The 22,343-nt window shown below is 67.6% G+C and carries 29 protein-coding genes and 1 tRNA gene; 11 read left to right on the top strand and 19 right to left on the bottom strand.

Translation table 11 applies throughout. The features are described from left to right. Positions 1-449: 449 nt before the first annotated feature. A complete protein-coding gene (locus tag ACL03I_RS01570) occupies positions 450-899 on the top strand; it encodes a hypothetical protein (RefSeq protein WP_063016495.1) in 450 nt (149 codons plus the stop codon). An 80-nt stretch (positions 900-979) separates the two neighbouring features. On the opposite strand, the gene dcd is transcribed toward ACL03I_RS01570, so the two are convergent. Beyond that, positions 980-1,579 carry a dCTP deaminase gene (dcd, locus tag ACL03I_RS01575; RefSeq protein ID WP_355071445.1) on the bottom strand — a complete coding sequence of 200 codons (600 nt, stop codon included), beginning with the start codon at positions 1,577-1,579 and terminating at the stop codon, positions 980-982. Positions 1,580-1,691: 112 nt separating this feature from the next. Here dcd and ACL03I_RS01580 point away from each other — a divergent pair, with 112 nt between their 5' ends. The 4 genes from ACL03I_RS01580 (at position 1,692) to ACL03I_RS01595 (ending at position 4,108) form a co-directional block, all read left to right on the top strand. Further along, positions 1,692-2,465 carry an SDR family NAD(P)-dependent oxidoreductase gene (locus ACL03I_RS01580; RefSeq protein ID WP_412804943.1) on the top strand — a complete coding sequence of 258 codons (774 nt, stop codon included), beginning with the start codon at positions 1,692-1,694 and terminating at the stop codon, positions 2,463-2,465. Positions 2,466-2,545: 80 nt separating this feature from the next. After that, positions 2,546-3,265, top strand: a complete 720-nt coding sequence (locus ACL03I_RS01585; RefSeq protein WP_412804944.1) for a phosphatase PAP2 family protein — start codon at positions 2,546-2,548, stop codon at positions 3,263-3,265. Between the two features lie 116 nt (positions 3,266-3,381). Then, positions 3,382-3,455: transfer RNA gene (locus ACL03I_RS01590), tRNA-Gly, on the top strand. 332 nt (positions 3,456-3,787) lie between these two features. After that, positions 3,788-4,108 (top strand): hypothetical protein, encoded by a 321-nt coding sequence (locus ACL03I_RS01595; protein ID WP_412804945.1) that lies wholly within the window; start codon positions 3,788-3,790, stop codon positions 4,106-4,108. A 6-nt stretch (positions 4,109-4,114) separates the two neighbouring features. Here ACL03I_RS01595 and ACL03I_RS01600 read toward each other — a convergent pair whose 3' ends face one another. Then, a complete protein-coding gene (locus ACL03I_RS01600; protein ID WP_412804946.1) occupies positions 4,115-4,438 on the bottom strand; it encodes a hypothetical protein in 324 nt (107 codons plus the stop codon). Then, a complete protein-coding gene (locus ACL03I_RS01605; protein ID WP_412804947.1) occupies positions 4,435-5,688 on the bottom strand; it encodes a hypothetical protein in 1,254 nt (417 codons plus the stop codon). The genes ACL03I_RS01600 and ACL03I_RS01605 overlap by 4 nt, the downstream gene beginning before the upstream one ends. Positions 5,689-5,873: 185 nt before the next feature. Here ACL03I_RS01605 and ACL03I_RS01610 point away from each other — a divergent pair, with 185 nt between their 5' ends. The 6 genes from ACL03I_RS01610 (at position 5,874) to ACL03I_RS01635 (ending at position 7,677) form a co-directional block, all read left to right on the top strand. Continuing rightward, positions 5,874-6,185 (top strand): hypothetical protein, encoded by a 312-nt coding sequence (locus ACL03I_RS01610; protein ID WP_412804948.1) that lies wholly within the window; start codon positions 5,874-5,876, stop codon positions 6,183-6,185. Between the two features lie 56 nt (positions 6,186-6,241). After that, a complete protein-coding gene (locus tag ACL03I_RS01615) occupies positions 6,242-6,424 on the top strand; it encodes a hypothetical protein (protein WP_412804949.1) in 183 nt (60 codons plus the stop codon). A 43-nt stretch (positions 6,425-6,467) separates the two neighbouring features. Next, on the top strand, positions 6,468-6,638 hold the full coding sequence (locus ACL03I_RS01620) for a hypothetical protein (protein WP_412804950.1): 171 nt from the start codon (positions 6,468-6,470) through the stop codon (positions 6,636-6,638). Continuing rightward, complete coding sequence (locus tag ACL03I_RS01625; protein ID WP_412804951.1) at positions 6,635-6,808, top strand: hypothetical protein; 174 nt, start codon at positions 6,635-6,637, stop codon at positions 6,806-6,808. The genes ACL03I_RS01620 and ACL03I_RS01625 overlap by 4 nt, the downstream gene beginning before the upstream one ends. Before the next feature lie 56 nt (positions 6,809-6,864). Then, the gene (locus ACL03I_RS01630) at positions 6,865-6,987 is read left to right on the top strand and encodes a hypothetical protein (RefSeq protein ID WP_412804952.1); all 123 of its coding nucleotides are present in this window, start codon (positions 6,865-6,867) and stop codon (positions 6,985-6,987) included. A 144-nt stretch (positions 6,988-7,131) separates the two neighbouring features. Beyond that, positions 7,132-7,677 (top strand): hypothetical protein, encoded by a 546-nt coding sequence (locus ACL03I_RS01635; protein WP_412804953.1) that lies wholly within the window; start codon positions 7,132-7,134, stop codon positions 7,675-7,677. A 23-nt stretch (positions 7,678-7,700) separates the two neighbouring features. Here ACL03I_RS01635 and ACL03I_RS01640 read toward each other — a convergent pair whose 3' ends face one another. The 16 genes from ACL03I_RS01640 to ACL03I_RS01715 form a co-directional block, all read right to left on the bottom strand. Continuing rightward, entirely contained in the window at positions 7,701-8,798 is a 1,098-nt protein-coding gene (locus ACL03I_RS01640) for a hypothetical protein (RefSeq protein WP_412804954.1), read from the bottom strand. Then, positions 8,798-9,142: a phage tail fiber protein gene (locus ACL03I_RS01645; RefSeq protein ID WP_412804955.1), complete on the bottom strand. Its 345-nt coding sequence runs from the start codon at positions 9,140-9,142 to the stop codon at positions 8,798-8,800. Before ACL03I_RS01645 ends, ACL03I_RS01640 begins: the two co-directional genes overlap by 1 nt. 66 nt (positions 9,143-9,208) lie before the next feature. After that, on the bottom strand, positions 9,209-9,541 hold the full coding sequence (locus ACL03I_RS01650) for an LtfC-like domain-containing protein (RefSeq protein WP_412804956.1): 333 nt from the start codon (positions 9,539-9,541) through the stop codon (positions 9,209-9,211). Then, a complete protein-coding gene (locus ACL03I_RS01655; RefSeq protein ID WP_412804957.1) occupies positions 9,538-9,798 on the bottom strand; it encodes a hypothetical protein in 261 nt (86 codons plus the stop codon). The genes ACL03I_RS01650 and ACL03I_RS01655 overlap by 4 nt, the downstream gene beginning before the upstream one ends. 107 nt (positions 9,799-9,905) lie before the next feature. Then, positions 9,906-10,499: a hypothetical protein gene (locus ACL03I_RS01660; RefSeq protein WP_412804958.1), complete on the bottom strand. Its 594-nt coding sequence runs from the start codon at positions 10,497-10,499 to the stop codon at positions 9,906-9,908. After that, positions 10,499-11,629, bottom strand: a complete 1,131-nt coding sequence (locus ACL03I_RS01665; protein WP_412804959.1) for a hypothetical protein — start codon at positions 11,627-11,629, stop codon at positions 10,499-10,501. Before ACL03I_RS01665 ends, ACL03I_RS01660 begins: the two co-directional genes overlap by 1 nt. Before the next feature lie 4 nt (positions 11,630-11,633). Beyond that, a complete protein-coding gene (locus ACL03I_RS01670; protein WP_412804960.1) occupies positions 11,634-11,921 on the bottom strand; it encodes a hypothetical protein in 288 nt (95 codons plus the stop codon). Beyond that, on the bottom strand, positions 11,921-12,190 hold the full coding sequence (locus tag ACL03I_RS01675) for a hypothetical protein (RefSeq protein WP_412804961.1): 270 nt from the start codon (positions 12,188-12,190) through the stop codon (positions 11,921-11,923). The genes ACL03I_RS01670 and ACL03I_RS01675 overlap by 1 nt, the downstream gene beginning before the upstream one ends. Continuing rightward, the gene (locus ACL03I_RS01680) at positions 12,190-13,014 is read right to left on the bottom strand and encodes an N-acetylmuramoyl-L-alanine amidase (protein ID WP_412804962.1); all 825 of its coding nucleotides are present in this window, start codon (positions 13,012-13,014) and stop codon (positions 12,190-12,192) included. Before ACL03I_RS01680 ends, ACL03I_RS01675 begins: the two co-directional genes overlap by 1 nt. Further along, a complete protein-coding gene (locus ACL03I_RS01685; RefSeq protein ID WP_412804963.1) occupies positions 13,014-13,541 on the bottom strand; it encodes a hypothetical protein in 528 nt (175 codons plus the stop codon). Before ACL03I_RS01685 ends, ACL03I_RS01680 begins: the two co-directional genes overlap by 1 nt. 8 nt (positions 13,542-13,549) lie before the next feature. Further along, positions 13,550-15,256, bottom strand: a complete 1,707-nt coding sequence (locus ACL03I_RS01690) for a Gp37-like protein (protein ID WP_412804964.1) — start codon at positions 15,254-15,256, stop codon at positions 13,550-13,552. Next, positions 15,253-16,164 carry a hypothetical protein gene (locus tag ACL03I_RS01695; protein WP_412804965.1) on the bottom strand — a complete coding sequence of 304 codons (912 nt, stop codon included), beginning with the start codon at positions 16,162-16,164 and terminating at the stop codon, positions 15,253-15,255. The genes ACL03I_RS01690 and ACL03I_RS01695 overlap by 4 nt, the downstream gene beginning before the upstream one ends. Then, complete coding sequence (locus ACL03I_RS01700; RefSeq protein WP_412804966.1) at positions 16,161-20,492, bottom strand: lytic transglycosylase domain-containing protein; 4,332 nt, start codon at positions 20,490-20,492, stop codon at positions 16,161-16,163. Before ACL03I_RS01700 ends, ACL03I_RS01695 begins: the two co-directional genes overlap by 4 nt. Then, positions 20,493-20,789, bottom strand: coding sequence for a hypothetical protein (locus ACL03I_RS01705; RefSeq protein WP_412804967.1), 297 nt, complete (start codon positions 20,787-20,789; stop codon positions 20,493-20,495). Positions 20,790-20,923: 134 nt separating this feature from the next. Further along, entirely contained in the window at positions 20,924-21,346 is a 423-nt protein-coding gene (locus ACL03I_RS01710; RefSeq protein WP_412804968.1) for a hypothetical protein, read from the bottom strand. 84 nt (positions 21,347-21,430) lie between these two features. Continuing rightward, complete coding sequence (locus ACL03I_RS01715) at positions 21,431-22,336, bottom strand: Ig-like domain-containing protein (protein ID WP_412804969.1); 906 nt, start codon at positions 22,334-22,336, stop codon at positions 21,431-21,433. Between the last annotated feature and the right edge of the window lie 7 nt (positions 22,337-22,343).

The following is a 22,343-nucleotide window of genomic DNA, read 5'->3' on the forward strand; positions in this document are numbered from 1 at the left end:
GGCACGCGCATCGAATCCCGGCGGGACGGTTCGATCGATCGCGGGCTTATCGATCAATGCCGCGAACCGCGCCCGCACCACATCGTCGGACCTGGCCAGTGAGGTATCCAGAGCGGCTTGGTTGATCGGTCGTGGATGAACCCGGACGCCCCCGGCTTCCCACTTCGACACCAAGCGTTCGTGCACACCCAAATGGGCGGCGAATTCCCTGATGCTCATCCGCTTGGCATCGCGAAGGGCACGGGCCTCTTTGCCTGACCAATGCGTGACCACGGTGTCATCCCTTCCGAACGAACTCCTTCCAGAGTACGAGCGGTTTGTGAGCGCGGCCACAGGTGAAATACGGCCCGTATCAAAGGCAGCGGAAGGGCAGCGCAAGGCGGGTGAGCGGGCGATGCCGAATCGCGCGGCGGGCCGGGACCATTGAGTCGGAAGGCAAGGAGTTCGCCGTGAATGTCGAGAAACTCAGGACCGTGGACGATTGGGTGGCGTTCTATCGGCACGAGTTCGGACTGCCGGTCACCGAGCGGGGCGGTTTCGCCATGCTGCCGATCACCGGACGCGTTTGCGTCGTCCACCTGCCGACCGCGCGTGCCGAGAAGGTGCGCGCCGCACTGGAACAGCAGGGAACGAGGGGTCCCATGTTGGCCAGGCAGATCCGATGGAGTTTCCTCGCCGAGCCCGACAGCCGACCGGGACCGCAGGTGCTCGAGGTGCTCAATCGGCTGGATATCGGCCTGCCCGCCGTCGGCAGCGCCGTGATGTTGCCGACCGGCCTCGGCCGCTGGACCCGGGAAGGGTGCTTCTGGGTCAGCCCGCCGAGCCGCGGTGACACGCTCCCACCGCTGTCCGTCATCCTCACAACGGCGCTCGCGGTGGGAGCGGGCGGCGGGGACTGATCACCTCCGCGGTCGGTTCCCCGCCGCCGTCCGCCGGGTCCGCTTCTCCCCCACAGTCGACGAAGCGGACTCGGCCCCGGTCAGCGTGCTTCGGCGGCGTCGATCGCGGCGGCCGGAATCGGGAAGTTCAGGTAGGACCGCGACGGAGTCGGTCCGCGCTGGCCCTGGTACTTCGAGCCCGCCACGGCACTGCCGTACGGGTGCTCGGCCGGGCTGGTCAGCCTGAGCAGGCACAGCTGACCGATCTTCATGCCGGGCCACAGCGTGATCGGCAGATTCGCCACGTTGGACAGCTCCAGCGTGATGTGCCCGCTGAACCCGGGATCGATGAAGCCGGCGGTCGAGTGGGTCAGCAGACCCAATCGGCCCAGGCTGGACTTGCCCTCCAACCGTCCGGCCAGATCGTCCGGCAGCGTGCACACCTCGAGGGTGGAGCCGAGCACGAATTCGCCGGGATGCAGCACGAACGGCTCGCCCTCGCCCGGCTCGACCAGGCTGGTGAGTTCGTCCTGCCGCTGCGCCGGATCGATGTGGGTGTAGCGGGTGTTGTTGAACACCCGGAACATCCGGTCCAGGCGCACGTCGATGCTCGACGGCTGGATCAGGTTCTCCAGCAGCGGCTCGACGCCGAGACGCCCAGCGGCGATCTCCGCGCGGATGTCACGATCGGAAAGCAGCACGCGACGAGCGTAGCGCCTGCTCGCCGGGGCTCCTCAGCCGCACAGTGATATGGAGAGAACGATATCCTCGCATTCATTCGGGCGGCGCCGCCCGCGATCGAAGGGATGAACCATGTCCGAGGGCTCGCTGTTCGACCTGACCGGCCACGTCGCCGTCGTCACCGGAGGCAACTCCGGCATCGGTCTCGGATTCGCCCGGGGTCTCGCACGGGCCGGGGCCGATGTCTGCGTCGTCGGCCGCAACGCCGAACGCAACGAGGCTGCCGCCGCCGAATTGCGCGCGTTCGGCGGGCGCGTGCTCGCGCTGAGCTGCGACGTCGGCGAGGAGCAGCAGGTGATCGACACCATCGGCCACGCGGCCGCCGAACTCGGCCGCATCGACTCCTGCTTCGTGAACGCCGGTGTGAGCCAGGGATTCATTCCGTTCGTGGATACCGATCTCACGGAATTCCGCCGAATCACCTCTCTCAATCTCGACGCCGCGTTCGTGACGCTGCGTGAAGCGGCGAAAGCAATGCTCGCCCAGGGCGAGGGTGGCAGTCTGGTCGCCACCGCGAGTTTGGCCGCCCACCAGGGCGTTCCGCGCGGGCAGTCCTATGCGGCCAGCAAGGCGGGGTTGATCGCCATGGTCAACTCGATCGCGGTGGAGCTGGCCAAGCACGGCATCCGTGCGAACTCCGTGCTGCCCGGCTGGGTCGAGACGCCGATGACCGAAGGGGCCTTCGCGTGGGACCGTTTCCGCGAACGCGTCCACCCGAGGATCCCGGTCCGCCGCTGGGGCCTGCCGAGCGATTTCGAATCCGTCGCCGTCTACCTCGCCAGCCCCACCAGCGCGTACCACACCGGCGACACTCTGCTGATCGACGGCGGCTACAGCAAGTTCTGACGCGCTTCGGCCGCGGCGGTGTCATGCCAGCTGGGAAGGAGCCGGTTACCTTCGAGCGTCGGAGGTGGCAACGTGGAGGAGTGACCTCCCCTCGCATTAGCGGCATCATCGGGGTGCTCACCGCGTTGCTGGTGGTGTGCGCCGCGGCTCTCACGGCGGGCGTGGTCGGGAATCACGGTCCCGGCGGGTTCGATCGCGGCATCACCGATTGGGCCGTCACGCACCGCAACGGCACGCTGACACCGGTCGCGGTGACGGTCAGCCTGCTGGGCGGCACGCTCGCCATGACCGCCCTGGCCACCGCCACCTGCCTGGTCCTGTCCTGGCGGCGGCGCTGGACGGCGGCAGCGCTCGTCGCGATCACCGGGCTCGGCGGCGGCCTACTGGTCCGAGGCGGCAAGAAACTCACCGACCGAGACCGCCCACCCCTCGAAGAACACCTGATCAGTGTGTCCAACCAGGCGTACCCCTCCGGGCACAGCATGGGCTCGTTCGTCGTGGTCGGCATCGTCCTCGCGGTCGCGCTCCCCGGCATACACGGCCCCGCCCTGCGCGCCTGGACCGCGATCGCCGCCGCGCTCTTCGTCATCGCGGTCGGCCTGTCGCGGATCTACCTCGGCGTCCACTGGGCGACGGACGTCCTCGGCGGTTGGTGCTTCGGGGCGCTGTGGCTCATCCTCTGCCTGAGCTTGTACCGGTACTTGGTACGCGCCGACCGGGGTACATCGGCCAATCGACGGGAACTCGACACCAGACGGCCGGACGATGCGAGTGCTTCCTCGAACTACCGGCGGGCATAGCGAACAGTGCGATAAGGCCGACGACCAATGCCCTGACTTCTGCCACCGGTACAAGCTGCGCTTTTCCCACCCTGAGCGCGGCTTCTGCTACAGTCTCGATTGGCACTTTTGCCTCTGCCGATGTAGTTCAATGGTAGAACTTCTGCTTCCCAAGCAGACAGCGCGGGTTCGATTCCCGTCATCGGCTCCACCACAAAACCCGTCCTGATCAGGGCGGGTTTTGTTTTGAGACCGGCGGGCGAGTAGGGCACTGTACCCTAACCTGTACCCAATGCACATCCGAAGAGTCGCAACGGAATCGGGCATATAACCCCAGCTCAGAGGGTTGCTGTGTGACTGCATGGAACCGATGCGGTACATGGTGCGTCAGAACATTCATGACACATGAGTTGCGTCCTGCGCCGAATCCCGAACCGCCGCTGGGCGGCACGCACCGGGAAGATGCCACCCGGATGTGGAGCGAGTTCCTCGCCGAGTGGCCCGGCCGCAGTAGCGAATCGCATGACGAGGAACGTGTACACGGTGACGACCGAACCTGATGACGAGGCACTGATGACCGGCGAGCAGCAAGCTCTACTGCGCGCCGTCGTCGACGCGATCAATTCCGCCGGCCGACCGGTCACTCCCGACGAGATCGCCCGCCACCTGGCCGACCGGCTGCTCCCCGCGCCAGCACTCGACGACATCACTGCCGTAGTGAACATCTTGGAGCTGCCGAGCGTCGCCTTCCAGCGCGGGGAGGCGAGCGGCATCGTGCTCGCGCGAGTGCTCGATGCGCTGGAGGCCGCCACCGCAGGCGAAGAGTATCGGCCTCCCCCGCCAGACGTGGACGACCGGTACTGACCAGCGCTACTGCTGACCGAGCAGGTAATCCCTCATACGCGGCGAGCCTGTGCGCGCAGTCTCGATGATGTTCACGGCCTCACGTCCGGTCAGGCCGAGACGCTGAGCCAGCTCGACCGGCACAACGTCGTCGTCGCCGACCAGTTCGACGAGCAGGCGATTACGTGCCTGCTCTGCGGCGTGCACTTCGTCGCGGGCCTGCTTGAACCGGTCGGATCGCGAGGGGGGTCGACCACCCTCGCTGCGCGCGAACACTTCGCCGGTCCCCATGAGGGCGGCCTTGGCGCGCTCGATCTGCGCCAACACCTCGGCTTCCCGCTCCGCGCTCATACCATCACGATATCCCGAGCCGCGAGGCGTGCGTCCAGCTCGCGGACCGGCCGTGAGCCAGCCCACGGTGACAGGACTCGGCGCCCGTCCCGGATCGCAGCGGCCAGGCGTGGCGACTTGCATTGCGCGGTGAGGTCGGCAGCGTCGCCGACGGCGGTCGCGGCCTCGCCTACTTCGCCGAGTTGGATGAGTGACCGCTCCAGCTCGAGCAGCGATATCGCGCGGTCGCGCACGTACTGCGGCTGCATGAGGGTCAGCGCCTGTCGTGTCGCCGCTGCGGCGTCACGGGCTTCGCCGAGGATCGACAAGCAGTTGCCGCGGTAGGAGTGCATCATCGCCTCGGACACGAAGTAGGCGCGCGACTGCGAAGGGTGGCAGGGCTCCAACCCCGCGATGGCCTGGTCAGCTTCATCCAACGCCACGAGGCACGCCTGCCGCTGCCCGGCAACCGCGGCGGCCTCGGCTGTGCGCATCGCGACATACGCGCGAAGCGGTGCGTCCTCACTTTGGGCGACCCAACTTCGCGCCGCCACAGCGTGATCGACGGCGACGCGTGGACGACGCTGCCAGATGGCGAGCTGGGACAGGTGGCACAGCATGTACGCGCCGAGGTCCGCGTCCTCGGCGTCGTGCGCTGTCTCGCGCGCGAGCTTGTACAGCCGCGCGGCGGTGTCGTACTCGCCGGAGTCCCACGCCAGACACCCCGCGAACCCAGTCCATTCGGCATACAGCGACAGCACAGCGGGCCGCAGCGCAGGCATGCAGTCACGCAGCATCGCCTCGGTGAGTTGCTGCTGAGCGATCACGAGCCCCTGCGCGGCAGGTGAGCCGAGGGTGTCGTCGAGCAGCATCGCCGAGTGGAGAGTGTTGCGCACCACCTCAACAGCTGCGGCGTCCGGTTGGCCGGCCCCCGACATCAACCAGCGCGCCCGATCGGCGTCGGCGATACCGAGCATCGCCAACCCACCGGCACCGAGCGCGCCCACCTTGAACAACTGCCGCCGATCCACGTCGCCCTCCTGTGTCGGGTGTAGCCGCGCACGGAACGCTGCTACGACTTCCTCCGGAGCCATGGACAGCGTCGTGTCGAGCACGGCTTGATACGCCGGGCGAATAGATCGACCGGCCTCCCAGTGCTTGACGGTGCGCTCATTCGCACCCAACTTGCGTGCCCAAGCCGCCTGGCTCAATCGGAATGCGTTGCGCAGGGCGCGGCTTTCCTTGCCAGTCCACTCTCTGACGCTAACCATGCTGTCTCCCAGGACGTAGTGGCTGAGGCCCACTGTGCACCACCACGCCCCCACTGGTCCACCAAAACGCCACCGAAGCGCCACCGCCCTCGCGGCGAAGCTACCTACAGCCCCGGCGCCGGGAGATGCCACCCGAAGATCCCCGGCGTCGGGTGCTCACCAACCACCCCAGCAGCGAGGACGGCATGACCGCAAAGGCGATCGGGTTCCTGCGGAAGAATTTGGCAGTAGACCCACAGCGCGACGCAGCGACGATCCGCGAACTGGTCGACCGAGTCGGCTACACGCTGGTCGAAATGCTCACGCCCGGCGAAGAGATCGAACCAGACCCCGCGACCTGGCTACTCACCCAGGTCCACAGGCATCGCGCCGCGGCGGTGGTGATCGCGGACGAGCGGCATTTAACTCCACCGATGGCGGACGCGATCACCGCAGTGTGCAGCGTGGTCGGGCCAGAGCGGATCATTCCCGGTCACATCCGGTACCCGGAGGGATGATCGATGTTCGAACAGCCCTATCGAGACGCCTTCAACCCTGCATCGGTGGTGATGGGGTGAACGACGCCGTCTCCGCCTGGCAGGAACGCCTGGACGGCCGCACCATGATCGTCGGCCCGGACGGGCTCGCATACACCGTCCAGCACTACCTGGCGCTTGTCGCGAGGGCGAACGCCGGTCAGTCGCCGCAGCAACTGATGCGTTTCGCCGTAGCCATCCGCGAATGGGCCGACCAGTGATCGGCTACCGCGAGTCCTTCGTTGGCGAATCGGTGGTGACGCGATGAGCTGGATCAACGACCACTGCGAGACCAAACCGCCCGTGACCATGTCCGAGACGCGGGCGCGCGGCATCCTCGCCATCCACGCCTCCTGCGATCCGCCGTGCCCCCGCAAGCTCGGCGCGCTGGCGAAGCTGCCCATCCACGCGACACCGAACACGGTGATCCGGTGAACGAGTACCGCGACAACGTCCTGCCGTTCCACCGCGACCACCTCGACGCCAAGTTCGGGTTCGACCACCCCGACGCCGCCGTGATCACCCACCACGACTGCGAGGTCGGGGTATGCGCGCCGCGCACGGCCGCCGCAATCCGCCTCCGCTACAGGCAGAGGCGGTACTGATCTTCCCCGGCACACGCCGGGGAATTAAGGGAAAACACCAGAGCGAAGGAGATCGTGTGGACAAGCGCGTACCCGGTCCTGATGGCGCCTCGAACAACTGGCCGACGCATCCGTTGGAGAAGGACGCGCCGCGGCACCGGCTCGCTGAGGACCGGCTGCGCCTCAACGGCGAGGACTGAGCACCACTCAAAACGCCGAAACCGCCCCGCCCCACGTTGCTGGTGCGGGGCGGTGCGGTTTATAGACAGGATCCGATTGCGGGAATACCCCTGCGCTGTCAGGATGTAGCCGCGCAATCAGCAGGGGACTTGAGGGGAGCGACGATGAGCGATGTACCCGAAGAGAGCAAGCCACCGAACCAAAGGAAGCGCATCGCCTGGTTCGTAGTTGGTGGCGTGCTATTGGTGAACATCGTGGTCTTCGGCATCTTCGCGATAGGCACCGCTGCTGATAGCGACCGCACGAACAACAATCAAGCACGCGCGGTCGCCGCCAACTACAGTGGCACGCCCATCTCACCGTCATCGATCTACACCCCGCCGCGCACCACCGTGGCGCAGGCGACCACCACGACTGCACCGACGCCCGGGAAGTCGAAGTGGTCGGGCAACGGAGTGTTCAGCGTCGGCAGCACGCCCACCGGCGGCGCGAAGGCGGCAATCCCGCCGGGCCGGTACACAATCGAGATGACAGACTCAAGGCTCGGCGCACTCGTAGTGATCCGCTGCTCCGATCTGCCGTGCTCGGAGACGCAGAACTTCCTGGGCGGCGACAGCGGATTCGGCGACAGCTACGTCAGCGTGATCGAAATCCTGCCCAGCGACGGCGCGGTCCGGCTGATGAATGCCACATTGACCGCAGTGCCGTAGCCGGCTCCATCCGCTTCGCCCGGTCAGGTGATGGTCAGGAATGTGCCTGTCCCTGTAGTGACGGACCCGTTGTTGGTGCCGGCCGCGGACATCTGCACGCCCACGCTGGTGATCCCCGACAGGTTCACGTTGTTGACGGTGACCGTGCACGTGCCGGAGTTGGCGGAGACCGCGCTGCCGGCGGAGCCGATGACGTTGTTGGACTGATCGACCAGCCGGATCTGGTGGGCGGAGTTGAAGATGCCGCCGGTGAACGGAACCGATGCCGAGAGGGTGGCATTGGCTTTGGTTCCCTGGACCACCAGTTTGTCGCTGACCACACTCGACCCTGGATAGGTCCCGGTGTTCGCGGTCCAGCCCGGGATCAGCGTCCAGGTCCCGTTGTCCGACCAGGTTTGGGCGCCGTTCTTCGTCATGCCTGAGGGAGTGAAACCTGGTGCGATCGCGGCCGACAGTGTGCCGGAGCCGGTGAGCGCCGCCGCGGCTGTGTAGGTGGCGAGCGCTGCTGCGAGGGCACCGGAGCCGGTGAATGCCGCCGCAGCAGTTGCTTTCGGCACCACGACAGCGGACAGTGCGCCGGAGCCGGTGAATGCCGGTGTCGCGGGGTAGCCGCCGATCACGACCGCCGACAGAGCGCCCGAACCCGACAGGGCGGCCGACAGCGCCGCGGCCACGGATGCGGAGAGTGCTCCGCTGCCGGTGAGCCCAGGCGCGGCAGTCGCTTTCGGCACAATGACCGCGGACAGTGCGCCGGATCCGGTGAATCGGGCGGGGTGACTCGCGGTCGCTGTCAGCGTGCCCGTGCCCGACAGCCGCGCGGGGAACGCCACCGTCGCGGTGAGCGCTCCCCCGCCGACGAGCTGCGCGGCCGTGAACGCCTTGGTGATGGTCGCGGCCTGCAGGACGCCACGTCCGGTCAGCTTGGGCCACACGCCGGGCTTGACCGTGATCAGCGCCGCCAGGACACCGCTGCCGGTGAAGACGGCGACGACGCCGTCGGGCACGGCGGGGATCCAGTCGTCGGGCACGACGAACATCGGCACCGCCGGAGCGTCCGCGACCCAGAACGAGCTGGGCGGGTCGCTGCTGCCGAGGCCTGGGCCCGGCAGGTCTTCGCGCATCAGCTCTGGGTGAATGTCGGGGTGATCAGCAGCTGCCCCTGGGCGCCGAGAGTGGTGCTGGTGATGGCGCACTTGTCGATGAACGTGCCGCCCGAGGCCGCCGACCAGATTCCGATGTGGGTGTAGGTGCCTGCCGGAAGGTCGACGGTGACCTGGCTGCCGTTGACGACACCGCCGGTCGCGGAGGTCCACGTGGTCTGCTTGCGCGCGTAGGCGGGGCTGCCTCCGGACGCTTCCGACGCACCGGTGCTGCCGGGGTCGGCGGTGTGGACCGAGACATAGGCGCCGAGGGTCTTGTAGTTGTCCGCCAGGGACTGGCGTGTGGTGCCGACTGCGATGGCCATGATTGCCTCCTGAAATGCGAAAACCCCCAGAGGTACTGGGGGTTCAGGTGGGTCGAGGGGTGCGGGTTACTGCTGGCGGTGGCGGCGGATGACCGGCCCGAAGCACCAGTCGTATCCGGTGGGCGGTGCGGTGGGCATGACGACCGACAGGGTGTAGCGAGCTCCGGCGGGGATGGCGTCGGCGCTAGCGGCGGGCACCGACCAGGTGACCGCTGTCGGGGTGACGGTGCCGAGCCAAATATCCAGCAGCGTCGTCTCGGTGCTGTCCCAGATCTCGATCGTGGCGGTCATCCCCGCCGGGAACGGTGTGGTGGCCGGGGTGATCTGGTGGACGAACGCGCGGCCGCGGGCCAGGACGAGCGGACGCTGCGGGGCGTCGTGCCCGAGCGGCGCGGTCACGGCTGCCCCGGATCCGGGTCAGGTTCGGGTTCGGGCTGTGGTTCGGGCTCGACGATCGTGTAGCCGCCAAGCATTTGCAGCGCCATCCAGTACGCGCCCTCGATGCGTTCGGTGCTGTCCGGCTCGTCGTGCAGGACAAACGATCCGGGCCGCCGCTGCAGCGTGCGCTCGGCTGATGCGCCGGTCTCGTCGGCGGGGACCACGGCGATCTCCGGGCGCTGATATCTGCCGTAGGCGGGTTGCACCCATGCGGTCACCCACTGGTGTCCTTCATACGGTGGGTCCACCTGGAAACACCGTGCGGGACCAGCGAACCCGTCGACGCTTTCGATATGCACTGTCGCAGTGGCCATTAGCCCTCCATTCAGTCGAAGATGTATTCGATGATCGTGAGCACGCCCGCGGCACCGATCGCGGTCGCGCCGCCACCGCCGCCCGGGAATCCGCCCGCGCTACCGCCGTTGCCACCGCCACCGGACTGGCATGTCTGCCACAACGGCGGGCTGGACACACCCGCGGCGACCAAACCGGACGCGCCTCCGGACGCGCTCGCGCCGCCACCACCGCCACCACCGGCGAGCAGGCGCACCGGCGCGGAAGTCACCGAGGCACCAGCGATGCCGGATCCTGTCCCGCCGTTGCCGCCACGCATATTCGACAGACCGCCGAGGCCGCCATTGACGGCACCGAGCCCGGGTGCGGCGGTGTAGTAGTCGCCGAAACTGGTCGGGCCACCGTCACCGCCCGCGCTGCCCCCGGCGCCGATGAGGATCGCGACGGTGGGGGCGAGTTGGTAGGCGCCGATGCGTTTCTTGTTGATCACCGCCGCGCCGCCACCGCCGCCGCGGGTGCTGTCTCCGGAGCCGCCTGCGCCGCGGGCGATCACATCGATCGCGAACAGTCCCGGCGGCTGCGCCCAGGTCGCGTTGGAGGTGTACACGCGCAGGACCGAACGCATCACGACGACCGTTCGATGATGAACAGGATGCCGTTGCCGCCGATGAACCCGTTCGTCGAAGACGAGACGCCGCCACCACCACCGCCGCCACCACCGCCGGGAAACGCGCCCGGGCCCGCGGTGGTGCCGTCGTTGAGCGCGCCGCCCCCGCCGCCCCCGCCGGTGGCGACAATGCTGGCCGGAGGCGTGCCCGCCACACCGGGATTGCCGCCGGGCGAGATTCCGCCCGCTCCGCCGGCGGAACCCGGCCAGATCGGTGTGCCACCGCCGCCACCGCCTCCACCGCCACCGTTGAGGTCGTAGGCCGAGACCGAGTTGCCGCCGGCCGTGGACATCACGCCGCCGTTGCCTGCCGCGCCGCGGCCGCCTGCGCCGCCGGGGATCATCCCGACTCCACCCGCGCCGCCTGGACTGCCGGTGTTGGTGCCCAACGACGCACCGCCGTTGCCGCCTCCGGCCACGATTTGATACGAGCCGGTACCGAAGGTCGTGTTGCCGCCACCGGTCCCGGCCGCTCCCGAACCGATGCCGCCGGCACCGGCCGCGCCGATCAGGATCGGGATGCCGACGAAATTGCCGGACCCGTCGGTGGGTAGCAGGTTCGCGGGGATGCTGACGTGCACCTCACCGCCGCCGCCCCCGCCGCCCCCGCCGGAGCGCTGGTCGGCGATCAGATCCCATCGGCCGGACCCGCCGCCAGCGCCCGCGCCGATCTCGATGATGTCGACGCTGAGAATGCCCGGCGACGGGTAGTAGGTGTTGTTGCTGGTGAAGACCTGGGCCAAGCCCTGCAAGATCAGCTGATCGAACTGCTCGACCAGCGTCTCCAGGGTGTTGCTGTGATCGGTGATCGTCGGCAGCTGCGCCACGTAGTCGTCGGTGACCGTGCCCAGGATCGCGTCGGCGACCGTGGAGAAGACACCGAGGATCGCGCCCACGGCAGCGGCGATCAGCGACAGGATCAGGTTGATCAGCCCGCCGCCCAGCCCGCCCCAATGCCCGCTGCCGACTTGCGCTTTCAGGCGCTCGGTGATCGCGTCCTGGGTGCGGCCGGCCATGCCGGGGATCGAGCCGTTGCTCGACAGCCCCCACTCGGTGCCGTCGAATCCTGAGCCGAGCGGGAAGCTCATCGGATCAGATCTCCTCCGCCAGCTCGGGCGGGATCACCACCGGGTTCGGTGGTGCGTCCTGCCCGGCGCGGCGCATGGTGTCGGACAGGTCGTCGATGAACCGCAGCAGTGAGCGGATCACCCGCACTGCCGAGCGGAACTTGCCGCGCTCCTCGACCATCTGCGCTTCCAGGGTGGCGACGCGTTCGGTGAGCTGCTTGATGCGGCGGGACTGCCAGGCGGTCGCCGCGCCGATGATGCCCGCCGTGGCGACGCCGAGCGCTTGGACGAATTCCGGGGTGAGCCAATCCATCAGCGCTCCCCGTCGGGTTCGGCCGCCAGCCACGGCACCCATACGGTGAGCGCGCCGTTGACCACCGGCAGCGACATCAGGCGGGTGATGGCGGCCGAGACACCGAGCGCGACACCGACACCGGCGGCGGTCTCGGGCAGGCCGGAGGCGGCGACGATCATCGGCATGGCCGCAGCGATGCCGATGATCAGCTGGAAGACGGTGCGCACGGTGGTGCGCCACGGATAGCGCACCTGCGTCGCGTCCTGCGGGTCGCTGTGGCGGCCCATCACTTCGCCTGCCGGGGCGGGATGCCGGCGGATTCCAGTAGCGCCGCCAGCGCCTCGAGCTGCGTGCGGTTGCCGAGCTCCGTCCAGCGCTTCGGCTCGACGACCGGGCCGCGGATCGCTTCGGAGCCGGGGCCGAGCTGCTCGACGACGAGCTGCGCGGTGTGCTGGTCGATCCACGACAGCACGTTGCCGACGGTCTCGCCGGGCTTGCCGTCCGGGCGGGTCAGGCGTGTTTCGAGCACGGCCTTGGCGATGTCGTCGATGCTGGGCATGTCGTCCTCCTCGGATTCGGTGGTGCGGCCGTCGATTGCGGCTTGTACGTCGCGGGCGAAGACGTCCCAGGGGAAGCCGGGCCCGACGTCTGTGTGGTCGCCGATGCCGAGGCAATCGGTCACGTATCGGTGATCGCTGATCCCCTCGCCGCGCCGGTAGGGCGGAGCGATGACGGTCGTAGCGAACCCGTATTTGCGGGCGTCCTGCACCGCGAGCCAGGCCGCGATGCGGATGTCGTCGCGGATCCGCAGCCAGTCCTCCCTGGTCCACGCTGACCGGCTGCCCGCGAAGCAGAGATTGATGGTGAACGAGTTCGCGTCCAGCACCGACCAGCTGGCGAGATTGGTGTCGACCACATCGACCACCACGCCATCGCGGACGGTGTAGTGGTAGCTCACCCCGTTCGCTGGATTGTTCAGGTAGTTCGCGAGGCTCTCGGCGGTGCCGTTGCCTTCCTGGGTGTGCAGCAGGAAGTTCGTCACGCGGCGGCCGTAGCGAGACGACGCCGAGTTCCCCATCCGGTCCAGTTCGACGTATTCGGGCTTGCCCATTACTGCTGTGCCTCCTTGTTTTGTGCCCGCTCGATCTGGTCCAGCGCGGCGCGCACGGCGTCGATGTGGGCGGGGATGTTTTTCTCCAGGCGCGCGGCCATGGCGGCGCGCTGCTCGGGGTCGGTCAGCGCGTCGATCTGCGCGAGCAAGGACGGCTTGACCGCGGCCAACATCTGCCGTGCCTGCTGCTCGCGTTGCTCATCCGGGTCGGTCGGCGCCGCCGCCTGCTCGGCCTCGGCGGCCTGAGCGGCGCGGTGTTCCTCGTACTTCTCGCGTGACATCCACTCCATTGGCTGCAGCCACCCGGCCTCCGGGTGTTCCCCGGTCGGGACCGGCAGCTCTTTCATCAGTTCCGGCACCACCACCACACCGCGGCGGATCAGCGTTCTCGCCCACGCCTGGCGGACGCTGGGATGGATGGGCACCAGGACGTCAGGGTTGCCGGACTGGCCGGGAAACGCGTCCAGCAGCGCGGTCAGCATCGCCTCCTGGTCGGCGTCGTCGCGGAATGTCGGATGGTCGAACACGGATCTCCTTACGAGACGAGACGGACGCCGATGCCCTGCAGCGTGGCCAGGGTCTTGGTGAACAGCCGCGCGCTGCGTGCCGCCATCGACATCGCGGCATCGGCTTTGCCGACCGTGGTCGACCAGCCGAAGAACTTCGCGGCTTCGAAGTCCCAGTCGATTTCCATGTCCTGCACCTGGTCGACGAGCAGCTTGTCGGTGACGTGGCTGGCCGAGGAAGCGATGCGGTGGCCGATGTCGTAGTCCAGGCCGGGGATGTACTCGCCCCCTTCACGCATGGTGAATTGGTGCGCGGTTTGCGATTTCGTGGACTCGAATCCGGCGCGCAGCGCGGCGACGGCCGCCAGCGACCACGAATTGTTGTCCGCCCCTTGATGGAACACCTCATAGAGGTGCACCCAGCCCAAATTGTGGGCGCGGGTGTGGTTGGTCCATTGCAGCCAGGCGAAAATAGTTCCCACCAAAAACGGCATGACCACGTCGGCGACAATGCTGCCGAGGCCGGAGAATCCCGCGAGCAGGAAGTAGCCGATCAGCGCCGCGATGGATTCGATGGTCAAGCGGGCGAGGTTATCGGCCAGCGGATTGTCGCCACCGACGATGACGCTGACCGCGGTCGCTGGTGACCACACCAGTTCGCTGGTTTCGATCTGGCTATATCGGCTGTCGCGGATCGTCACGTGCGGCGCCGAGGGCACGGTGCCGTGGTAGTGGCCCTGGTAGTACTCGTCCGGCCAGATCGCCTCGTCGTCGGCGACGAGGACGCGCACGTCCTCGACGAAACCCGAGAGGAACTGCGCGACGGTGCGCTGCAGCCCGAGGGCGATCCCGCCGCCGGTGCCGGTGCCGGCCGCGCCGTAGTAGCCGGAGTTGTCGACCACCTCGAACACCAGCGCTCCGTTGGCGATCTCGGGCACGCCGTCGATCGGTGAAGTCTCGCTGTCCACGGTCATGATGCGCCGGTAGGTGATGGTCTGCTGTGCGTCGTCGAGCGCGTCGACGAAGACACGGTCGAGGCGATCCATGCGGGTGGCCAGCATCGTCCACATCGACGAGTCGTCCAGGTCGAATGCCTTGGCTTTGACGAAAACCTGCCAATCGGACCAGTCGAATAGGTCGTCCCAACTCTCGACACTGAATGGATCGTCCGGCAATGTCCACGGATGTCCGTTGAGCCTGATGAGGTTCATCAGGATCATCATGGAAATTGCCCATTTCGCAGGCCCGAAAATCGGTAGCACACGCGGAAATTGGAAAACCGGAATTGGTAGCGCCGGATTCGGTGGTCCCAGCATGAATTGCAGGAACTGAAGGTCGTCGACCCAATCCACTTCCAGATAGTGGATGCGGTTCTTCGTGACGACCCGCGAGTTCTTCAGCAGGCCCGACCATTGTTTCGCGCCGCCCACCACGCCTACGGTGATGACGACGTTCTTTTTCGCGTCCTCATCGTCGGGGATGCTGACCAGCCACCGCGCCAGGTGATGATCCAGCCGCAGCCGCAGCATGCCGGTGCTGGCCTGGTTGTTCTTCCACCCGAATTTCCCGGCCACGGTCTCGTTGACCCGCCCGCGCAGGGTCAGGCCGGGTGAGCCGTCCTGCTGGTTGGTCCACAGCCGGATCAGCGGCGGCATCCTGCGCAACCTCGCGAGGTTGTCGCGGATCTCGTCGGTCTGCTCCATCAACCGCGGGATGTCGGCCAGCGTGGTCGTCAAATCGTCACCCCCCACGGCCGCGAAAAACGCCGCGGAATCCAGATCCGGATGCCCGCACCAGGGCTCGCGCCCTCCACCTGCACCGTGACCGGGGTCGGCTTCGTCCAGGGCTTGATCGGATACAGCAGCCCCCGCGACTGCCACCGGTTCTGCACCGGCGCACCGTTCGCCGCGATCAGCGTCGGCATATCCGGATCGGTGTCGATCGAGGTGTCCTCGCCCGCCACCAACTCCGGCAGCCACTCCATCCGCGCGGCGTCGTCATCGGCGCGGTGGAACGGATACGTCGTCTTGGCGTAGAGCTTCTGACCCCAGCTGCGATCCGGCACCCGCCACCGCCCCGGTGCCGTGACGAAGCCGTACCACCACACCGGCACGTCGCCCCGGTTCTCGAACATCAGCGTGCCCGTACCGGAGGTGCCCGAGGTCAGTTCCCATTCCAGCGGGACCGGCGTCGACTCCCAGAACGGCTGCTCACACGCCGCGCTGATCGCCAGCGTCGAATCATGCGTCAGCCACGGGTCTCTGCCCTCGTAGTCGGCGTTCGCGTACGCGGTCGGCTCCGACAGCAGCCGCATCGCCAGCTTCCGGACACCGTAGGAGGTACGCGCTTCGAGCCAGAACGTGTCCTCGCCGACCATGCCCAGCGCCATCCGGAACCGGCTGTCGATGTCGGCCCACACATCCGGGTTCGGGTGATGGATCTGCACCGAGAACACCGGATCCCGGCGCTCGAACCTGGCGCCCTGGTAGTGGCTGCCCGTCGAGGACTCCAGCCAGAACGTCTTCGCCGGGGCGTCGAAGATCTTCTGCGGGCCGCGGCGCAGCAGGACACCCTCGGTCTCGTCGGTCAGATTCCACCGCGAGCCGTCCTGACCGATCAGCCAGAACGTCAGATGTCGGCTCATCCCGGCAGCCCCGCCCACTCGCCCTGAGCAGCGATCGCCTGATGCCGCTCCATCTCACGCATCAGCTCGTGCGGATCGTTCAGCTGAATCGGGCCATGGAAGTTGATCGAGCTGTCACGCCGGACCGTTGTCGTATCCCCGCCGCGCGGAACCATTCCCGATGGCAGCGGCGGCACCGGCAGCGGCAGGCCGGCGTTCATCGCCTCCAGCTCGGGTGCATACGCGGCGGCGGCGTCAGCGTTCATCACGAACTCGCCGCGGCTCAGGAACGCGCGGTTCGCGTCATCGCGCGGGCCACCGATGCCCAGCACCCAGCCGCCATCGGCGTAGCCGTGGCCCTGCCCCCACACCCCGACCGGGCTGCCGTAGCGGGCCACCGTGTACCGCAGCGACGCCGCGATGTTGGCGCCAGGGTCCCAGATGTCGGCCGGGTACAGTGCCGACTTGTAGGACTGGAACGTCGGGTCGATGACCTGCATAAGCCCCTTGCTCGGCGTTCCCTTCTGGGCGTTGGAATCCCAGAGATTGATGGCCTTCGGGTTACCGCCGGACTCGGTCTGCATCTGCGCCAGGCCCAGACTCAGCCAATCGGCGGGCATCGCCAGCGCACGCAGGACCTGAGCGAATGCGCCGCGCCACTGCTCGACGCCGCCGGAGGGGTTGTACTCCGCGGAGGTGGCCGACTCGCCGGACGTACCGGTCGCGGCCGCAGTCGAGTCCTTCCGGTCGACCGGGAGGTTCTTCGGCTGGTAGTCGTAGTCGCCGGTCTCGCCGGGCTGCTGTTCCCGCGCCTTCCCGGCGTAGAAGTTCAGCGCGGTGTTCACCGAGCGCGTGTAGACGTTGTTGCCGGACAGGATGCTGTTCTCCAGCCCCAGCGCCGACAGGATGCCCTCGGCGAGGATGCCCGCGCCCTTGGCCGCGATCCCGGGCAGGCTGATGTCGATATCGTTGCTGCCGCTACCCGACTGCGCCGAGGACTTGTAGGTCTCGGCGCGCCGGTTCTGGGCACGCTGGTAGTCGCGGTCCGCGGCGCGGCGGTCCTCGTCGGTCGCGTTCGGGTCGTTGTAGACCTGGTTGCGCTTCGTGTTCGCCGCATCGACCGCGGCGTCCGCGTCCTCCCGATCGAGCTCGGCGTTCGAGCGGCGGCCGGGCAGCGCCTGCTGGGGAAACACTTCGGTCGTGGGCCCGCCGCGGCCGGCCTTCTTGTCCTCCAGCTGCTGCGCCTTGTTCCGCGCTTCGTCGACCTTCAGTTCGGCCGCGCGGCGGTCGCCCGGGCTGACGTTCTTCTTGAAGTCCAGGACGCGCAAGTCCTCCTCGGCCTGGGTGATCGCGTTCTGCGCCTTCTGGAGCTTGATCTCGTCCTCTTCGGTCCAGCCGACCGCGCCGCCGGTGCGCATCGGCCGCACGAGACCGGCCTGCAGCGCAGCGCGGAATCGGTAGACGCCCGCCTGGCCGCCCAGCTTGTCGACATCGGAGGTGGTGAGCATGTGCTCGCCGGGCATGCCGAGGATCGGCACTGAGTCCTGGCCGGGGATGCCGCCGGTGATCGGGCCACCGTGGGCGCGGCCGGGCAGCCTGCGGCCGTCCTCGGCGCGCGGGTAGGACGCCGGGTCCTGCCGTGTGCGGCTACTGTGCTCCGCGGCTTGGGAGTCGGGGGTGTAGGAGTTGATCCCGTTCGGGTCGACAACATGGACGAGGACGTTCTTCGTCTCAGGCTTGACGATCTGCTGGATCTGCGCCTTTGCCGCCGCGTCGTCGAGGAAGATCTTCAGCGTGCCGTCGGGAAGAAGTTCGACAGTACGGCCCATCTCTTCCAGGCGGGCCTTGAAGTCGGCCGGATCCTGGCCCGGTGGCGCCTTGACCCACACCGTCTTCTCGTTCGGAACCTTGATGACTGCGGCGCCGAGTTCCTCGAAGGACTTTTTGCCCTGCTCAGTGAGCTGCCAGGAGTCATTGAGTGTTTCGTTGATGCGGCGCTGGGCTTCGGCGGCGCGGCCGGTGTTGGTCCCTAGGCCGTTCATTTCACCGCCGAGGGTGGCAGCGCTTTCGCCGATATCGTTGAGCTGTTCCTTCAGCTCGGCGAGATCGGCGGGCCGCGCGCCCTGGGCACGGGCGGCCATCGTCGACGCCTCGAACTTCTTGACCGCCTCTGGAATGCCCTGGAGGGCCTGGGCCACGGTCGCGGCATCCATGCCGGGCATCGCTGCGGCACTCTCGAAGGCCAGCTTTCCGTAGCCCTCCTTCGGTGTTTGCTCGAGAATGATCCGCGTCAGCCGGGCGTTGATCGCATCTCTGCCCGCCTGGTCCAGGCCGAGACCGGCCTGGACGTACTGGCGTGGGTCGACACCGAGAGTCTGGGCGCGCTCGAGGAAGCCGCGGTTCTCCAGGTCCTTCGTTGTCGAGGTGATGGTCTCTTTGGTCACCGCGCCGGTCTGCTCGTCGAGCGTTTCGCGCAGCGCCTCGAGCTTGCGCCGCTGATCCTCGGCCGCCTGCGCTGCCTCCTGATGCTTGGTTGCCAGCAGGCCGAGTCCGAGTGCGGCGCCGCCGAGGGCGAGCCCGAAGATGCCGCCCGCGCCGAGCATGCCCGCCAGACCGGCGGCGCTGGAGCGCAGCGCACCCGCGCCCGCACCGGATGCAGCGGCCTGGGACGCGACGTACCGGTCGACGGCCGCGCTGGCCGAAACCCACCCGGTTCGGAGCATGGTGAAGATCGGGTTGATGGTGCGGAACGCGAGGTAGCTGATCATGAGGGTCTTCAGCAGCCCGTCATGCTGGTCGAGTAGTTCGGCTCCGGCGCGCAGGAACGGCAGCAGGATCGCGCTCCACGCCTGCGAGGCCTCGTATACCGATTTGAGGATGCCGCCGACCGACTGGAGGATCGGCATCCAGCCGTCGAGCTGTTCGCGGCCTTCGCGGAAGAACACACGCAGATCCGCCTGGCCCTCTGGGGATTTCAGCCAGACGGCCATGCGCTCGGTCAGCTTGTCGACGGTGGTGAGGAATCCGTCGCCTTCGCCTTTTCCGGCGCGCAGGAAGGATGCGAGCGATGAGCCGAGGTTGCCGATGATCGACAGCAGTTCCTTGCCGGCGTCGATGCCCTCGTTCATCCAGCGCGACAGGTCACCGGAGTTGTCGGCGCGGGTCAGGAACGCATCGAGCCGTGTCGCTGCGTTGGCGAACCCTTGCGCGAGGATCGGCAGCTTGTCGCTGCCGACGCCTGCGAGGGTCTCGACCGAGGAGATGATCGGCTTGATCGCGGTGTTGAGGATGTCCGCGGACTTTGCGGTGTTGCCGAATACCCGGTCGACCGACGCGACGGACTTGTCCGAGCCCAATTCGTTGAGCAGGATGCCGGATCCGCGGTTCATCGCTCCGGCCGTCGCGGTCATGCCACGCTCGAGTGCGGGCATCTGGACCTTCAGCATGTGGTCCAGCGGCTGCGACAGGTGGTTGAGGGTGATGCCCTGGATCCGCTTCTGGATCTCTTCCCACTCTTTGCCGTTGCGTTTGACGGTGTCGACCAGGGCGCGGCCCTGCCGGTCGAGGTTGTTGTAGGCCTCCATTCCCTTCTTGCCGTCAGCGAAGGCGTCCTTCATCCCGTTCAGGCCGACGACGAGTGTGCCGATACCGGCGGCGGCACCGGCGAAGATGGCGGGCAGCAGGGCGGCGTTCTGGGCGAGCGCCTGGATCTCGATGCCGACCGACGACAGCGCCGCCGCGCCCGCGGGCAGCGAGGCGATCCCGAGCGCGCCAGCATTGAGCATGGCTGCGCCACCGAACCCGGACAGCGCGCCGGAGCCGGATCGGCCGCCGTTGGTGGCGACGTTCACCGTGACCGTCTGACCGTTCAGCGCGGCGATCCGTGCTTGCGCGGCCGCGGTGTCGGCGTGGACGTCGATGTCGATGTCCTCACCGGCGAGCATCCGGAACATGCTGATCTGGCTGTATGCCATCGAGGTGTCCGCGCCGACGCGCACGTCCACGTGCAGGTCCATCGCGGCGAGCTTGGCCCGGATCAGGGTTTCGAGATTGTCGAGGCTGGTCTGGTCGACGCCGACTTTCACATCGAGCGCCTCATGGATCAGCGCCAGGTGCAGCGCCAGCTCATTGGCGAAATCGGTCAGGTCCGGGTTGATCTCGACATCCAGCGAGGCCCGGACCAGCTTCAGGTAGTCCTCTACCTCCTGCGCGAAATTCGTGAAGTCCGGCTTGATCTCGACGCCGAGCTCGGCCTCGACGCGCTCCAGGTCCTCTCGCAGCTTCCGGACGAAGTTGCTGAAATTGGGGCCGATCTCGACGTCAGCGGTGCCCGCGGTGTAGTTCGCCACTCACTCACCCCCTGTCAGCTGTTGTTCCATCTCGATGAGCGGTGCGCGGCGTTGCTGCTCGCGCAGTTCGAGATGCGGATAGTCGGGCCACGGCTCTGTCGGCGCTGCGGCCAGATCGGCGCGCACGGTGCCGTAAGCGATTTGGCTGAGGCGGTCGAGGATCTTCGTCAGCATCGCCTCGTGCCAGCCGAACCCCTCGATCCGAGGAGGGGTCGGGCGGTCGGATTGCTTCTGCGCGGCCAGCTCGGCGGCGACGTCCGGATCTTGAAGCCACTGCGACCAGCAGTCGGTGCCCATCTGTTGCCGGAACCGTTCGTGGAATTCGAACAGGGTGCGCCAGTCCCGCTCGCCTCGTAGCCAGTCGTCCAGGTCGAGACGCAGGATCGATTGGAGGTCCCAGCGCAGCGCGGCCCCGTAGACGCCGACGAGGTCTACGAGGCCGGAGTACCCCCCACTTCAGCCGCGCCCCGGCCGAGGAAGTGATTGGTCAGGCGTATTTGCAGGGCGATCAGGAGACGCTCGCCGTCGGGCTGGGTCTTGAATGCCTGCACCACACGCAGCAGGCCGACATCGCCGAGCAGCACATTCAGTACGCCGAGCACGTCCGCGCGGCGGCTGGCAATGTCGAGTGCGACCTTGGACTCGAGGTCGGTCGGAAAACGCGCGATCACCGGCGGATCGAAGCCCATCGCCTCGCCGAGTTCGAACGGCTCCGTCACCGGGGCGATCAGCTCGTAATCCCCGGCGATCGCCCGCAGTTCGTCGAACGCGGCGATCTTCTCCGCCGCCGCCTTCGGTGGGGCCTTTCGTGGGGCCTTCTTCGGTGCGGTCTTGCGGGGAGTGCTGGCAGCCATGATTCCTCCTGGGTATTTCCTGGCGGTCCTGGCGGAGCCGCCCCCGCGCTCCGCCAGGTAGGCGCGGGGGCGGCGCTAGGAGGGTCAGGCGACGGTGATCGCGGCGGTGTCGGTCAGCCCGCCGAGGGTGGCGGTGATCGTCGCGGCCGCGCCGGTGGCCACGCCGGTGACGCGACCGGTCGCCGAGACCGTCGCCCGAGCCGCGTTCGAGGTGCCGTACGTGCACTCGGCCGTGCGGTCGAACCCGTTGCTGTCGATCACCAGCAGCTGGAGCTGCTCGGCGACGGCGACGCTCGCCGCAGCCGGGCTGACAGTGATCGAGGTCGCCGCGGTGGCGAATCCAGCAGTGGACGCGATCGAATCGAACCCGGCGCCCGCGACACCGAAGTCGTACGGGCCACCGAACTCGGCGTCGTCCAGCACGGTGAGGGTGTAGCCGAGCCCGAGTTCCTTGCCGATCTGGCCCTGCATCGCGGCACGCTTGGACACCGAGGTCTTCGGGTACATGAAGTACGGGTACAGGTTTCCGCCGGAATTGGAATCCTTCGCAACGACCAGCGCCGAGTAGTACCGGACGTCGAGCGACGAGGTCTTGTGCGCGCGGAAACCCTTACCGGGCTGCGCGTTCACCGTCGACAGGTCCATGTTGTGCGCGAGTTCGAGGTTGATCTTGCGCCACTCCTGCGCAATCCAGTCGATCGTGAACGACTCTCCGGTGACGATCTTGCGCCGCGGCATCGGCGAGCCGTAGCCGTCGATGTCGGCGGTCTGAGTGTCCGGCGCCAGGCTTACACCCGCCGCCTTCTGGATCTCGCCGGAGGTCTTCCACCCGGCGGGCAGAGTCTGCAGAACACCGGACGAGTCGCACAGATCGGTCGGCATGTACGGCGCGCCGGGCGACCACAAGTGCAGCACCACCAGCCAGTCCAGCGCGGACATCACCAGCGGATCCTGCTTGTCCTTGAGGGTGAGGAAATCGGTAGCGGCCATGGCCGGC

The organism is Nocardia sichangensis, assembly GCF_047200615.1.
Lineage (GTDB): Bacteria > Actinomycetota > Actinomycetes > Mycobacteriales > Mycobacteriaceae > Nocardia > Nocardia sichangensis.

What these genes read in the sequence shown, in the direction of transcription:
- ACL03I_RS01580 (WP_412804943.1), top strand. Translation starts at nt 1,692, where the DNA reads ATGTCCGAGGGCTCGCTGTTCGACCTGACCGGCCACGTCGCCGTCGTC.
- ACL03I_RS01715 (WP_412804969.1), bottom strand. Translation starts at nt 22,336, where the DNA reads ATGGCCGCTACCGATTTCCTCACCCTCAAGGACAAGCAGGATCCGCTG.
- ACL03I_RS01635 (WP_412804953.1), top strand. Translation starts at nt 7,132, where the DNA reads ATGAGCGATGTACCCGAAGAGAGCAAGCCACCGAACCAAAGGAAGCGC.
- ACL03I_RS01710 (WP_412804968.1), bottom strand. Translation starts at nt 21,346, where the DNA reads ATGGCTGCCAGCACTCCCCGCAAGACCGCACCGAAGAAGGCCCCACGA.
- ACL03I_RS01670 (WP_412804960.1), bottom strand. Translation starts at nt 11,921, where the DNA reads ATGGATTGGCTCACCCCGGAATTCGTCCAAGCGCTCGGCGTCGCCACG.
- ACL03I_RS01645 (WP_412804955.1), bottom strand. Translation starts at nt 9,142, where the DNA reads ATGGCCATCGCAGTCGGCACCACACGCCAGTCCCTGGCGGACAACTAC.
- ACL03I_RS01665 (WP_412804959.1), bottom strand. Translation starts at nt 11,629, where the DNA reads ATGAGCTTCCCGCTCGGCTCAGGATTCGACGGCACCGAGTGGGGGCTG.
- ACL03I_RS01705 (WP_412804967.1), bottom strand. Translation starts at nt 20,789, where the DNA reads ATGGGCACCGACTGCTGGTCGCAGTGGCTTCAAGATCCGGACGTCGCC.
- ACL03I_RS01605 (WP_412804947.1), bottom strand. Translation starts at nt 5,688, where the DNA reads ATGGTTAGCGTCAGAGAGTGGACTGGCAAGGAAAGCCGCGCCCTGCGC.
- ACL03I_RS01620 (WP_412804950.1), top strand. Translation starts at nt 6,468, where the DNA reads ATGAGCTGGATCAACGACCACTGCGAGACCAAACCGCCCGTGACCATG.
- ACL03I_RS01640 (WP_412804954.1), bottom strand. Translation starts at nt 8,798, where the DNA reads ATGCGCGAAGACCTGCCGGGCCCAGGCCTCGGCAGCAGCGACCCGCCC.
- ACL03I_RS01675 (WP_412804961.1), bottom strand. Translation starts at nt 12,190, where the DNA reads ATGGGCCGCCACAGCGACCCGCAGGACGCGACGCAGGTGCGCTATCCG.
- ACL03I_RS01660 (WP_412804958.1), bottom strand. Translation starts at nt 10,499, where the DNA reads ATGCGTTCGGTCCTGCGCGTGTACACCTCCAACGCGACCTGGGCGCAG.
- ACL03I_RS01680 (WP_412804962.1), bottom strand. Translation starts at nt 13,014, where the DNA reads ATGGGCAAGCCCGAATACGTCGAACTGGACCGGATGGGGAACTCGGCG.
- ACL03I_RS01610 (WP_412804948.1), top strand. Translation starts at nt 5,874, where the DNA reads ATGACCGCAAAGGCGATCGGGTTCCTGCGGAAGAATTTGGCAGTAGAC.
- ACL03I_RS01695 (WP_412804965.1), bottom strand. Translation starts at nt 16,164, where the DNA reads ATGAGCCGACATCTGACGTTCTGGCTGATCGGTCAGGACGGCTCGCGG.
- ACL03I_RS01600 (WP_412804946.1), bottom strand. Translation starts at nt 4,438, where the DNA reads ATGAGCGCGGAGCGGGAAGCCGAGGTGTTGGCGCAGATCGAGCGCGCC.